The sequence below is a fragment of the Vreelandella rituensis genome (genome assembly GCF_003336665.1).
Taxonomy (GTDB): Bacteria; Pseudomonadota; Gammaproteobacteria; order Pseudomonadales; family Halomonadaceae; genus Vreelandella; species Vreelandella rituensis.
In genome coordinates, this window is sequence record NZ_QPIJ01000013.1 from 14,965 (window position 1) to 27,653 (window position 12,689).

Consider the following 12,689-nt stretch of genomic DNA (forward strand, 5'->3'; position numbering starts at 1 on the left):
GCTCATTCCTCACGTTTATAACCCTACTGCGGCGTATCACTGCACCTGAAAAAGGTACCTGAAAAAACAACGACTCGTTACAGCGACAAACGGCGAATCATTTCCTTGGCCAGCACGCGGTATGCCTGGCTGCCCCGGGAAAAACGCGCGTACTGTGTCACCGGAAGGCCGTAGCTGGGGGCTTCCGCGACCTTGATGTTACGTGGAATCGTGGTTTTCAACAGGGCATCGCCAAAAAAGTCACGCAACTGTTTGTCCACTTCCCGCGTCAGGCTCATGCGTTTGTCGTACATGGTACGCAGGATACCGGCAACCTTGAGCGAGGGATTTACACTCTGCTTGATCTGCTCGATGGTATCGAGCAGCGCCGACAGACCTTCCAAGGCATAAAATTCGCACTGCAAGGGGATCAGCACGCTATCGGCAGCGGTTAGCGCATTCACCGTCAACATGTTGAGCGATGGCGGGCAGTCGATCAGCACCACATCATAGGTCGAGGCCACGCCAAGCAAGGCATTTTTTAAGCAGGCTTCACGCGGTTCATGCGAAAGAAGCTCCACCTCGGCGGCGGTCAAGTCGCCATTGCTCGGCAGCACATCGAATCCCGCCGGCGTCTTGCGCTTGATCACCGCTTCCGCCGCGACATCACCCAGCAGGACATCCAGCACACTGGTATCGAGGCCATGCTTGTCGATACCGCTGCCCATGCTGGCATGGCCTTGTGGATCAAGATCCACCAGCAGCACCCGATGTTTGAGCGATGCCAGGCCGGCGGCCAGGTTGACCGCCGAGGTGGTCTTGCCGACACCGCCTTTCTGGTTGGTCAGGGCTATGATCTGGCTCACTTACTCCACTCCTTGCTGGGTGAGAATCAACAGCTGCCGCTCGGCGCTTTCAAAGGGCACGTTCAATTTATGCCGGCTGTGCAATCGAATACCCTCGGGCATTTGATGATGGTCGGTAAATTGGCGTAACTCTTCATCCGCACCGGGGCCTTTCATCGCCAGCCATTGGCCATCCGTAACCGGAAGCTTGCGGGTCATGGCGATGAAATCGGCCAGGCTGGCAAAGGCACGTGAAATGACCTGATCGAACTGTCCCTGGGCGAAACTTTCCACCCGTGCCTGCACCGGAGAGACGTTGCTCAGCCCCAGTTCCATCACTGCTTGGCGCTGAAAACGTACTTTCTTGCCGTTGCTGTCCAGCAGGGTGACCTCAAGTGAGGGCGCAAGAATCGCCAGCACCAGACCCGGAAATCCAGGCCCGGCACCCACGTCCAGCAGACGCGGCCCCTTGACGAAAGGCAGCACGGCAGCGCTGTCGAGCAGGTGACGCGACACCATGGTGTCGACGTCGCGTACTGCGGTGAGGTTATAAGCCCGGTTCCACTTGTGCAACAGCGCCAGCAATCCCAGTAGCCGTTCTTGCTGTTCTGGGGTGACCTCAAGCTGTAGTTCGGCCAGGCCTTGACTCAGCCGCACAACGGCGGAGTCAGGCAGTTGTGAGCGCAACAGGGCAAGCGGTGTCATCCGTTGGCCACCTTAGTCTCATCCAGCAAACGGCGTTTTTTCAAGTGAATCAATAGTATCGACACCGCAGCCGGGGTGACCCCAGAAATGCGCGCGGCATGCGCCAAGGTGGCAGGACGCGCCTCTTCAAGCTTCTGGCGAATTTCATGAGACAGCCCTTCCACCCGCTGGTAATCCAGCGCTTCTGGTAACGCTGTGGCTTCATGGCGCTTGAGCTTGTCGATCTCGTTCTGCTGACGCTCGATATAGCCTTGGTATTTGGCCTGGATCTGGACCTGTTCTGCCACCTGGGGATCATCGACTGCCGTGCCGCCATCGAGCAGGGCAAGGTCCTGGTAACTCAATTCCGGGCGCCTGAGCAGATCACTTACCCGGTATTCGCGACTCAAGGGCTTGCCGAGTTTGGTTTCCAATTCAGCGGCACCGGCACTCCCGGGATGCACCCAAAGCGAAGACAACCGCTGGTTTTCCCTTTCGATTGCCTCGCGCTTGGTGCTGAAGGCTTGCCAACGCTGATCATCGACCAGCCCAAGTCCGCGACCGATCTCGGTCAGACGCAAATCGGCGTTGTCTTCGCGCAGCAATAACCGATATTCCGCCCGAGAAGTGAACATGCGGTAGGGCTCCTTGGTGCCCAGGGTGATCAGATCATCAACCAGAACGCCGAGATAAGCCTCGTCACGGCGAGGCCACCAGGCGTCCAGACCCTGGGCCCGACGTGCGGCATTCAGCCCGGCCAGCAGGCCCTGGGCCCCGGCTTCTTCGTAGCCGGTGGTGCCGTTGATTTGTCCGGCAAAATACAGGTTGTGGATAAAACGTGTTTCCAATGAATGTTTGAGATCGCGTGGGTCAAAGAAATCGTATTCGATGGCATAGCCCGGCCGGGTGATATGGACGTTTTCCAGCCCCTTGATCGAGCGGACTACCTTGAGCTGAATATCGAACGGCAACGAGGTCGAAATCCCGTTGGGATAAAGCTCGTGGGTATCCAGCCCTTCAGGCTCGATAAACACCTGATGGCTATTCTTGTCGGCGAAACGATGCACCTTGTCTTCGATCGAAGGGCAGTAACGCGGCCCCACGCCCTCGATCACCCCGGAATACATCGGTGAGCGTTCCAGGTTGGCGAGGATGATGTCGTGGGTCTGCTCGTTGGTATGCGCGATATGACAATTGACCTGCGCCGGGTGCATTTCCTGCTTGCCCATGTACGACATCACGGGAGTGGGTGTATCTCCTGGCTGAGTTTCGAGCCCCGAGAAATCCACACTCTTGGCATCCAGGCGTGGCGGTGTTCCGGTTTTTAGGCGGTCGACACGAAATGGCAGTGCGCGCAGACGTTCGGCAAGCGCATTGGAGGGAGGATCGCCGGCCCGGCCGCCGCGACTCTGGTCCAGACCGATGTGGATAACACCGCCCAGAAAAGTCCCTGTGGACAACACAACCGTCTTGGAAAGAAAGCGAATGCCGGTTTCGGTCACCACACCGCAAACGCTGTCGTTATCCACAATCAGATCGCCTGCCGCTTGCTGAAACAACGTCAGGTTGGGCTGGTTTTCCAGCATTCCCCGGATAGCGGATTTGTAGCGGATGCGATCGGCCTGGGCTCTTGTCGCTCGAACTGCCGGGCCTTTGCGAGCATTGAGCACACGAAACTGGATACCACCGAGGTCGGTTGCAAGCCCCATGGCTCCCCCCAAGGCATCGATTTCCTTGACCAGATGGCTCTTGCCGATCCCGCCAATCGCTGGATTACAGGACATTTGCCCCAGGGTTTCGATGTTGTGGGTCAGCAGCAGGGTCTGACTGCCCATGCGAGCGGAGGCCAGTGCGGCTTCAGTTCCCGCATGGCCTCCGCCGATGACGATGACGTCAAAGCGGTCGGGGTAATTCAAAAGACACCTCGTCTTGCACCGATGACGGCGCGATGTGATCAGCCGGCAAGGACGCTGCCTTGGCGGTATTCAAAATGAAGCTGGGCAGTATAAACCTCCTGTGGGTAACCGTCAGGTTTTTCCACACCCTGTCAGCCAGCGACTCAAGTATTAAATAACAATATAAATATAAATAAAGAAGTTCTGTTGTTGTTGTAATTACTAGTGTGGGCAAAATCTGTTATTAAGCCATTTAATCCTATAAAAATCATATTATTACGTTGTTGATGATCGCGGTTGAAAGCAGCGTACTACCTGCTGGTTAACGGTGAACCTCCTGTGGATGAAAAGGCGCTTTATCCACAGGGCCAGTAATTCACGGTTTGTCCACCGCTCCATACCCTAGTTGTTACCGCACCTGTGAACAATTTTGCAAGCGTCCTTATTGTTTCGCTCATGCCTGCCATGCTCTGCCTGGGCAAAGGTTTCTCCACTGGCCAAAAATAAAGTTGTCCACAGGCAAAAAAAAGGCCTATCACGAAGATAGGCCGGTAATTTAGGGTGCATTGCATGCCGAAACGTAGGTTTTAGTGAGTCAAAACCCGTGAAAGAAACGACTGGGTACGTTCGTGTTGAGGGTTATCGAACAGGCTTTCGGGCTCTCCCTGTTCGGTGATTTCACCTTGATGGATAAAGATGACCCGGTCGGCCACTTCACGGGCAAAGCCCATTTCGTGCGTCACGATCACCATGGTCATGCCTTCCTTGGCGAGCTCACGCATGGCGTCCAATACCTCCCCGATCATTTCCGGGTCCAGGGCCGAGGTGGGCTCATCGAACAGCATCAGGCGGGGTTCCATGGCCAAGGCACGCGCCAAGGCGACGCGTTGCTGTTGGCCACCGGAAAGCTGTGCGGGATATTTGTGAGCCTGATCGGTAATTCCCACGCGCTCGAGCAGGCGGTTGGCGGTTTCCAGGGCATCAGCGCGGCTCCAGCCGCGTACTTTCATCGGGGCGAGCGTTATGTTGTCGACCACGCTGAGGTGCGGAAACAGATTGAACTGCTGAAACACCATTCCGACTTCGGTACGAATACGCTGCAAGGCGCGGTTGCTCTTGCCAAAGGGTAGAAGCTGGCTGCCATCGACTTCCAGCTTGCCCAGCTGGTATTCCTCGAGGCCGTTGATACAGCGAATCAAGGTGGATTTGCCCGAGCCACTGGCCCCGATCACCACCACCACTTCACCGGGAACGATCTCCAGATCGATATCCTTCAATACGTGCAGGTTGCCAAAATGCTTGTTCAGCGCCTGCATGCGCACGATGGGTTGGGTTGCATCATCATTCATCGCAGGGGTCCTTATTGTCCGGCCAGGCCTCTACGCTCGAGTTGGCGCAGCAGGATTGAAAGCGTCCAGGTGATGACCAGGTACATTAGGGCCACCATGAAATAGACCTCCAGAGCGGTAAACGTCGTGGCGATGTAGATCTGCCCCTGACGTACCAACTCGCCGACGCCGATCACCGAGAACAGCGAGGTATCCTTGATACTGATGATGCCTTGGTTGCCCAAGGGCGGAATCATGCGTCGGAAAGCCTGGGGCCAGATGACATAGCGAAAGGCCTGGGAGCGAGAAAGCCCCAGGGAAAGCGACGCTTCACGTTGCCCGCGTTCGATGGACTGCACGCCACCCCGCACGATTTCCGAAATATAGGCCCCGGAATTGACCGCAATGGCGGCTATGCCGGCGGTGAGCGCATTGATCGGACTACCCAGCAGTTGGGGCAAGCCATAGAAGATAAACAGCACCTGAACCAGGATAGGCGTGCCACGGAACACTTCGACATACACGATTGCCGGCCAGCGTAGCCAGCGCAAGGGGCTGATACGTAACAGACCGAACAGGATGCCGATGAAAAAGCCGATGGCGAGGCCACCAAAGGAAATCAGTAGGGTCCAGGGGACGCCGGGGAGGAGGTGCGGAATCGAACCGAATGCCGCTGCCCAATCAAATTGAAAAGTGATTTCCACAAACGTTACCTCCCGAGAGGTCAGTCATCGGTGACTGCCGGGGTTACCGGCATAGGCGAAAAGCCAGCCACCCACGAGACAGGGCCGGGGGGATTACCGCCCGGCCCTGGGGTGGCCAGCAAAAGCGTCAGATCAGGAAAGGATTATTCCTCGTTGGGCGCTTCGCCGAACCATTTTTCATAAATCTCGGCATAGGTACCGTCGTCGCGCATGGCTTCCAGTGCCTCGTTGGTGGGTTCCACCCAGTCACTGCCCTTGTGGAAAACGATGCCGTACTGTTGGCCTTCATAAAGGGGGCCGACTACCTTGGTGCGGCCTTCCCCACGCGTCTGGGAGAAATAGGCGACATTGGGGGCGTCATAGAACGCTGCATCGACATTGCGTCCCAGCAGGGCCATGTACATGTCGGAGGTGCCGGGGTAAGGGGTGATTTCGGCATCGTCACCGAATTTTTCGGTTAAATAGTCGTAGCTTGTCGAGCCGATCTTGGTGGCGATGTTCATGCCGGCGAGGTCATCGATCGTTTCTACGCTGTCGTTGTCGGCGCGCACGATGATGCGCAGACCGCTGTCGTAGTAGGGGTCGGAAAAGTCGACGATTTCAGCACGTTCTTCGGTGATGGTGACCCCGGCGATGGCGATTTCCTGATTGCCAGTCTGTACCGCAGGAATGATGCCGTTGAATTCCATGGTGGTCAGATTGACATCGAAGCCGGCGCGTTCGGCGACTTCGTTGATGATATCCATGTCGAAACCGATCATCTCACCGGTATCGGCATCCATCATTTCAAACGGCACGAAACTTGGATCGGTGACCACATTGACGGTGGGCGTTTGCGCCATGACGGCGGAAGCACTGCCCAGGCCGAGTGCGACAGCGGCGACCAATGCGGTTTTAGGTAGGGCCAGGTAAGCCATGCGAGAAGGTTTCATAGGTGTCCCCGTGATCTGTTAACGGCCGATTGTCTCAGCGACGCCAGGCGTGCTTAACAATCGATTTTAATCTTGTGCCTGCTTAACAGTGGCGAGAAACCCCCAAGGCGTCAAGTTAGCGACATTGCGTTACGCCAACGCTGTATTGACGCCTTGGTCAGTCTTGGTAAGCAATCAAGCTTTTGGCTGGTTTCTTGTGAGGTTACACCATGAAGGAGGCGCCGCAGCCGCACGTGGTGGTGGCATTGGGGTTCTGTATGCGAAAACGAGCACCGGCCAGGCCTTCTTCGAAATCGACGGTGGAACCGACCAGGTATTGATAGGAAAGCGGGTCGACCACCAGCGAGACTTCACCGAATGGAATCAGAGTATCGTCTTCGGTTACGTCTTCGGCGAAGTCGAAACCGTATTGGAAACCGGAACAGCCACCACCGGTGACGTACACCCGTAATTTGAGTTCAGGGTTATTTTCTTCGGCGATCAACGCCTGAAGACGTTTTCGGGCACTGTCAGACAGCAACAGGGGTGTGGGAACAAAAGATTCTGCACCGCTCATGGGTACCTCCCGCGAGCTTTAAGGAAAAAACGTGACTAGCTGATAAAGGGATTATCGGTAATACCCAGTAAAAGGGTCAACTTTTACTGGGGCGTGGGAAGTTCGCGAGAAACGAATCAGGGCATGACGGCAGGCGCGTCCAGACCCCTGCGCTCATCCAGACCGAACATCAGATTGAGGGTTTGAATTGCCTGTCCGGAGGCACCCTTGACCAGGTTGTCGATGACGGACAGCACCACCACGGTATTGCCGTTGCCCGGACGATGCACCGCCAGACGGCAGGTATTGGTGCCTTTGACGCTACGTGTTTCCGGATGGCTGCCTGCGGGTAACACATCGACGAACGGCTCGTTGGCGTAGCGGGCTTCGAACAGGGCCTGGAGATCTTCCGGTTCGGCTGTCAGCTGGCTGTAAAGCGTGGCGTGAATACCGCGTATCATCGGCGTCAAGTGTGGCACGAAAGTCAGGCCGGTGTCGCTACCGGCAATATCTTTCAACCCTTGACGGATTTCCGGCAAGTGGCGATGGCCCGACGCCCCATACGCTTTCATCGATTCGCTGGCTTCGGCCAGCAGCGAAGGTACCTTGGCACCGCGCCCGGCCCCGGTGACCCCGGATTTGCAATCGGCGATCAATTGGGTCGGGTCGATCAAGCCGGCCTCGAGCAGCGGCAGGTAGCCCAACTGTACCGCGGTGGGATAACAGCCGGGCACCGCAATCAGGCGTGCCGACTTGATACGCTCGCGGTGCATTTCGGGCAGGCCGTAAACCGCTTCCTGCAGCAGCTCCGGAGCACCGTGGGGCTGGTCGTACCAGTGCGCCCATTCGTCGACGTCGCGCAGACGAAAATCAGCGGAAAGATCGATCACTCGGGTGCCTTGGGCGAGTAGTTCACCGGCCAGGGCGTGAGCGACCCCATGAGGGGTGGCGAAGAACACCGCATCCATGGCGCCCAGGCGTTTTGCCTCAGGCTCGCTGAATGTCAGGTTGTCGTAATGACCGCGCAGATTGGGATACATGTCACAGACCTTCATCCCGGCTTCCGAACGCGAGGTGATGGCCTCGACACTGACGTCGCGGTGATGCGCCAGCAAGCGTAGCAGTTCGACACCGGTATAGCCTGTGCCGCCGACGATTCCGACCTTGATCACGATGAACTCCTTGGCGTTTTCACATTGAGACAACCGGCCAAACTCATCCGCCGGGCTGTCGAAGGGTTACTCGCTATGATACACAAGAGGACAAGCTAATAGCGGCATTGCGGCATCAGCCCCTTGGATGTCTTTATTTCGAGAGTACTGCCTCGGGGTTTCTATCACAGAATCGGTCTTAAGAACTTTGCAATCAAGGAAAGGTGCTCGTGTCGCGTTTTTCACGTTCGGATTTCACGCTGGAGAGTTTTCGTCGCCAACTGGCCAACGTCGATGCGTTGCCCCAGTTATGTGTGCTGGGCATGGTTTCCGGGGTCATCACCGGCGCCTTGATGGTGGGATTTCGCTTGTTGCTCGATTGGGGCGCCAATGTCTATATGCCCGAAGGCAACCCGGAAGCCTTCGAAGGCTTGGCCCCCTGGTTTCGTGCGCTGCTGCCAATCGTCACGGTGATCCTTATCGGTGTCTTGCTATGGCGCCAGAAACCCACCGCACGCAAGCTGGGCGTCAGCCATGTCATTGAACGGCTGACTTACCATCAAGGCCGCTTCCCGTTGCGTAACTGGCTCAACCAATGGTGGGTGGGGGTGGTGTCGGTACTCGGCGGGCTTTCCGCGGGGCGTGAAGGCCCGGCCATTCATCTGGGGGCGGCGGCCGCCAGTGGGCTCGGGCAACAGCTGCGCTTGCCGCATAACAGTCTGCGGGTGCTGGTGGCCTGCGGTACCGCCGCCGGTATCTCCGCTTCGTTCAATACACCGCTCGCCGGGGTCATCTTCGCCATGGAAGTGGTCATGATGGAATATACCCTGATGAGCTTCATGCCGGTGATGCTGGCCTCTACCATGGGGGCGCTCGTGGCCCAGCTGGTGTATGGCAGTGAAGCGGCTTTTCCGGTTCCGGATGTTTCTCTGGGCTCCTTGATCAATCTACCCTGGGTGGTGTTGATGGGGTTGATGATTGGCCTGTTGGCAGGTGCCTTCATCCATGTGTCGCGTACCCCCCGTATCACTCGGTTACCCCTGTGGCTGCGCTTGGCCCTCGTGGGGGTCGTTACCGGGGGTGTCGCCTTGTGGTACCCCCAGGTGCAAGGGATCGGTTATGACAGCCTGGCCGCGGCACTTAACGGCCAACTGAGTGTGGATGTCCTGTTGGCCTTGATCATCGCCAAGTTGCTGCTCACCGCCTTGACCGTTGCCAGTGGCATTCCTATCGGGATCATCGGCCCGGTGTTGGTGGTCGGGGCGGCGAGTGGTGCCCTGAGCGGTTTGCTCGGAGGGCTGGTCTGGCCGGAAATAGCTTCCGAGGTGGGCGTATACGCGATGCTGGGAATGGCCGCGATGATGGCGGCGGTTCTCCAGGCACCGTTAGCCGCATTGATGGCACTCCTCGAGCTGACCCATAACCCCACCATCATGTTGCCGGGCATGTTGGCGGTGGTGGTGGCTTGTCTCACCTCGCGCCAGCTTGCCGGGTGTGAAGGGTTTTTCATCAGCTCGACGCGTTACGGTCGCCATCCCTTGCAACAACCCTTGATGCAGGCACTTTCCCGGGTGTCCGTACCAGCGGTGATGGAGCGCAGTGTCGAACGTACCACGCGAATGCTTTCCCCGGAGGAGGCCCGACGGCTATTGGAAAGCAATCCGGTTTGGCTGGTGATCGAGCGCTCCACCGAAGATAAACCGGTGCTGGCGCTGAAGGCGGCGGAACTGGCGCGCTGGATGATCGATCATGAAGATGCCCCGGATCACTACGAAGGCTTGAATGCGGACGGCTTGATCGATCTGTTGGAGATTCCCGGAGAACGCCTGGAAATGGCGCCCATCGGCTTGCAGGCGACCCTGTCTGAAGCCTTTATTGCCTTGCAAAACGATGCGCTTGGTGCCCTTTACGTGGTGCACGGACACCGGCCCAAGCAGAAACGAATTTCCGGTATCATCACCCGCGACGCCATAGAGCGGTATTATCGGTACACCGACACCGGGCCGACTGGATAAACAACCCAAAGGAGTTTGCATGTACGACTGGATAAAAGCGTTACACCTGATTGCCATGGTGACCTGGTTCGCCGCCCTTTTCTATTTGCCGCGCTTATATGTGTATCACGCCATGGCTCGCGACAAAGGTGACCATCAAGCCATGGAGTATTTCAAGACCATGGAGCGCAAGCTGTATCGCGGCATCATGACGCCTTCCATGATCGCGGTGGTCCTGTTTGGTGGCTGGCTTTTATACCTGGTACCCGGCTGGTTCACGCAAGGCTGGCTGCATACCAAATTATTGCTGGTAGTGATATTGATTGCCTACCATCATGTGTGTCTCATTTACCTCAAGCAGTTCGCTGAGGACCGCTGCACGCGAAGCAATATATTCTTTCGCTGGTTCAATGAAATGCCGGTGATCGCGCTGATCATCATTATCGTGCTGGCGATTGTGAAACCCTATTGATGGGGACTCCGTTACCGCCGGTTGTGTTGGTGTTAGGTGGTCATGACCCCACCGGTGGCGCCGGTATAGTTGCCGACAGTGAAGCGATTGCTGCCTGTGGTGGCTGGGCATTCACCATTCCAACGGCCTTGACCGTACAGAACTGTCGGAATGTGTCTCAGGTAATGCCGGTGGCCCCGGCGCTTATCCATGCCATGGTCAAGGCGCTGAAGGACATGGAAATCGCCGCCATCAAAGTGGGTCTGATTGCTGATGAGGCTACCTTGCAGGTTGTCGAAACAGTGATCCGAAGTTTTCCCGGGATACCTGTGGTGGTCGACCCGGTGCTTAAAGCCGGCGGAGGCGCTGAGTTATCCACAGAGGGTTTGCTCGATAGCTTTTGTCAGCGCCTGCTACCCCTTGTGGATATCTTGACGCCCAACCGACTTGAGCTGGCGCGTTTGACCCCCGAGATCCAAAATATCAATGACGATACGGCCCGTGCCGTTGCGCTGATAAGACAAGGCTGCCAGGCGGTGCTGGTGACCGGAACCGATGACCCTATTCCGGGCAGTGAAGGCAACGTGGTAACCCATACGTTGCATGCGCCGGAAACCACACGCCAGTGGCAATGGCCGCGCCTGGAAGGCAGCTTTCATGGCTCCGGCTGTACCTTGGCCGCCGCTTTGGCCGCGCGCCTGGCGGTAGGTGAGCGTTTACCTATGGCCTGTGAGCAAGCGCAGCGCTTTACCTGGCAGGCCTTATCCCAGAGCTATCGACCGTCCCAAGGGCAATCCCTGCCCTGTCGTTTACGTCGCGATGGGTGATTTTTTATTCTGATCAATGAGGGCACGATGACAACATCCGCCGAATTATTCGAACTCGCCAGCCGCCACATTCCCGGCGGTGTCAATTCACCCGTGCGCGCCTTCAAGGGCTTGCATCGTCCCCCGGTATTCATGGAGCGCGCCCAGGGCGCTTATCTGTTTGATGTAGAAGGCAACCGCTACGTGGATTACGTGGGTTCCTGGGGCCCGATGATCACCGGTCATGCCGACCCGGATGTACTGGCCGCAGTGCGCGCTCGGTTGGATAACGGCCTTTCCTTCGGTACTCCGACGGCCATTGAAACCACCATGGCCGACTTGATCTGCGAAATGATCCCCAGCATCGAGATGGTCCGCATGACCAGCTCAGGTACTGAAGCCACGATGTCGGCAATTCGCCTGGCACGCGGATTTACCGGGCGGGACAAGATCGTCAAATTCGAAGGCAACTACCACGGTCATTCGGATTCACTGCTGGTCAAGGCCGGTTCAGGCGCCTTGACTCATGGGGTGCCCAATTCCCCAGGGGTACCCGCCTCACTTGCCGAACATACCATCACGCTCTCGTTCAACGACCCGGAAGGCGTCGAGCAGTGCTTCAGCGAGCTTGGCGATGAGATTGCCGGCATCATCGTCGAGCCGGTGGCCGGCAATATGAATTGCATTCCCCCCCAGCCGGACTTTCTGGAAACCCTGCGTCGTGTGTGTAACGAGCACGGCAGTGTGCTGATTTTCGATGAAGTGATGACCGGCTTTCGGGTGGCCATGGGCGGTGCTCAAGCGCATTACGGGGTTACGCCGGATTTGACCTGTCTGGGCAAGATCGTGGGGGGCGGAATGCCGGTGGGCGCCTTCGGTGGCAAGCGCGAGATCATGGAGCAAATCTCCCCACTGGGCCCGGTCTATCATGCGGGTACCTTATCGGGTAACCCCCTGGCGATGGCTGCGGGTATCACGCTACTCACCAAATTGCAGGTGCCCGGTTTTCATGCCTCTCTGACCCAGCGTGTGGAAACTCTTTGCCATGGTCTTCAAGAGCGCGCAGATGCCGCTGAAATTCCCATGCTGACCCAGCATGCCGGAGGTATGTTCGGGGTGTTTTTCACCGCGCAACGTCGTGTGGATAACTTTGCTCAAGCGACAGCCTGCGACCCGGAAGCTTTCCGGCGTTTCTTCGGCGCTATGCTCGATCAAGGCGTTTACCTCGCGCCTTCGGCATTTGAGGCCGGCTTCATGTCCAGTGCTCACACCGCCGAAGATATTCAATTGACGCTGGACGCCGCTGAAAAGGCATTTTCTCTAATGTAACTTAATGTTGTTTCCGCGTTAAACGCTATACTGAAAAGGCCGCACCCGTCTGGGTG

At 57.2% G+C, this 12,689-nt stretch carries 12 protein-coding genes; 4 read left to right on the top strand and 8 right to left on the bottom strand.

Going from position 1 to position 12,689, the window contains the following annotated elements; translation table 11 throughout:
• Positions 1-77: 77 nt before the first annotated feature.
• The 8 genes from DU506_RS07640 to argC all read right to left on the bottom strand — a co-directional run bounded on the left by DU506_RS07640 (position 78) and on the right by argC (position 8,074).
• A complete protein-coding gene (locus tag DU506_RS07640; RefSeq protein ID WP_114486348.1) occupies positions 78-845 on the bottom strand; it encodes a ParA family protein in 768 nt (255 codons plus the stop codon).
• Positions 846-1,529, bottom strand: a complete 684-nt coding sequence (gene rsmG, locus DU506_RS07645) for a 16S rRNA (guanine(527)-N(7))-methyltransferase RsmG (RefSeq protein WP_114486349.1) — start codon at positions 1,527-1,529, stop codon at positions 846-848.
• On the bottom strand, positions 1,526-3,424 hold the full coding sequence (mnmG, locus tag DU506_RS07650) for a tRNA uridine-5-carboxymethylaminomethyl(34) synthesis enzyme MnmG (RefSeq protein WP_114486350.1): 1,899 nt from the start codon (positions 3,422-3,424) through the stop codon (positions 1,526-1,528). The genes rsmG and mnmG overlap by 4 nt, the downstream gene beginning before the upstream one ends.
• A gap of 566 nt (positions 3,425-3,990) precedes the next feature.
• On the bottom strand, positions 3,991-4,752 hold the full coding sequence (locus tag DU506_RS07655) for an amino acid ABC transporter ATP-binding protein (RefSeq protein ID WP_114486351.1): 762 nt from the start codon (positions 4,750-4,752) through the stop codon (positions 3,991-3,993).
• A gap of 11 nt (positions 4,753-4,763) precedes the next feature.
• The gene (locus tag DU506_RS07660) at positions 4,764-5,435 is read right to left on the bottom strand and encodes an amino acid ABC transporter permease (RefSeq protein WP_114486352.1); all 672 of its coding nucleotides are present in this window, start codon (positions 5,433-5,435) and stop codon (positions 4,764-4,766) included.
• Positions 5,436-5,578: 143 nt separating this feature from the next.
• Complete coding sequence (locus DU506_RS07665) at positions 5,579-6,352, bottom strand: transporter substrate-binding domain-containing protein (protein ID WP_114486407.1); 774 nt, start codon at positions 6,350-6,352, stop codon at positions 5,579-5,581.
• A gap of 217 nt (positions 6,353-6,569) precedes the next feature.
• Complete coding sequence (gene erpA / locus DU506_RS07670) at positions 6,570-6,923, bottom strand: iron-sulfur cluster insertion protein ErpA (protein ID WP_114486353.1); 354 nt, start codon at positions 6,921-6,923, stop codon at positions 6,570-6,572.
• A gap of 116 nt (positions 6,924-7,039) precedes the next feature.
• Positions 7,040-8,074, bottom strand: coding sequence for an N-acetyl-gamma-glutamyl-phosphate reductase (gene argC, locus DU506_RS07675; RefSeq protein WP_114486354.1), 1,035 nt, complete (start codon positions 8,072-8,074; stop codon positions 7,040-7,042).
• Positions 8,075-8,283: 209 nt separating this feature from the next.
• On the opposite strand from argC, the gene DU506_RS07680 reads away from it, so the two are divergent.
• The 4 genes from DU506_RS07680 to hemL are packed head-to-tail and all read left to right on the top strand — an operon-like array spanning position 8,284 to position 12,633.
• Positions 8,284-10,068 (top strand): chloride channel protein, encoded by a 1,785-nt coding sequence (locus tag DU506_RS07680; protein ID WP_114486355.1) that lies wholly within the window; start codon positions 8,284-8,286, stop codon positions 10,066-10,068.
• A gap of 19 nt (positions 10,069-10,087) precedes the next feature.
• Complete coding sequence (gene hemJ / locus DU506_RS07685) at positions 10,088-10,519, top strand: protoporphyrinogen oxidase HemJ (protein WP_114486356.1); 432 nt, start codon at positions 10,088-10,090, stop codon at positions 10,517-10,519.
• On the top strand, positions 10,519-11,325 hold the full coding sequence (gene thiD, locus DU506_RS07690) for a bifunctional hydroxymethylpyrimidine kinase/phosphomethylpyrimidine kinase (RefSeq protein WP_114486357.1): 807 nt from the start codon (positions 10,519-10,521) through the stop codon (positions 11,323-11,325). Before hemJ ends, thiD begins: the two co-directional genes overlap by 1 nt.
• 27 nt (positions 11,326-11,352) lie before the next feature.
• Positions 11,353-12,633, top strand: coding sequence for a glutamate-1-semialdehyde 2,1-aminomutase (hemL, locus tag DU506_RS07695; RefSeq protein WP_114486358.1), 1,281 nt, complete (start codon positions 11,353-11,355; stop codon positions 12,631-12,633).
• Positions 12,634-12,689 lie beyond the last annotated feature (56 nt).

What these genes read in the sequence shown, in the direction of transcription:
- hemL (WP_114486358.1), top strand. Translation starts at nt 11,353, where the DNA reads ATGACAACATCCGCCGAATTATTCGAACTCGCCAGCCGCCACATTCCC.
- hemJ (WP_114486356.1), top strand. Translation starts at nt 10,088, where the DNA reads ATGTACGACTGGATAAAAGCGTTACACCTGATTGCCATGGTGACCTGG.
- erpA (WP_114486353.1), bottom strand. Translation starts at nt 6,923, where the DNA reads ATGAGCGGTGCAGAATCTTTTGTTCCCACACCCCTGTTGCTGTCTGAC.
- DU506_RS07665 (WP_114486407.1), bottom strand. Translation starts at nt 6,352, where the DNA reads ATGGCTTACCTGGCCCTACCTAAAACCGCATTGGTCGCCGCTGTCGCA.
- thiD (WP_114486357.1), top strand. Translation starts at nt 10,519, where the DNA reads ATGGGGACTCCGTTACCGCCGGTTGTGTTGGTGTTAGGTGGTCATGAC.
- DU506_RS07655 (WP_114486351.1), bottom strand. Translation starts at nt 4,752, where the DNA reads ATGAATGATGATGCAACCCAACCCATCGTGCGCATGCAGGCGCTGAAC.
- rsmG (WP_114486349.1), bottom strand. Translation starts at nt 1,529, where the DNA reads ATGACACCGCTTGCCCTGTTGCGCTCACAACTGCCTGACTCCGCCGTT.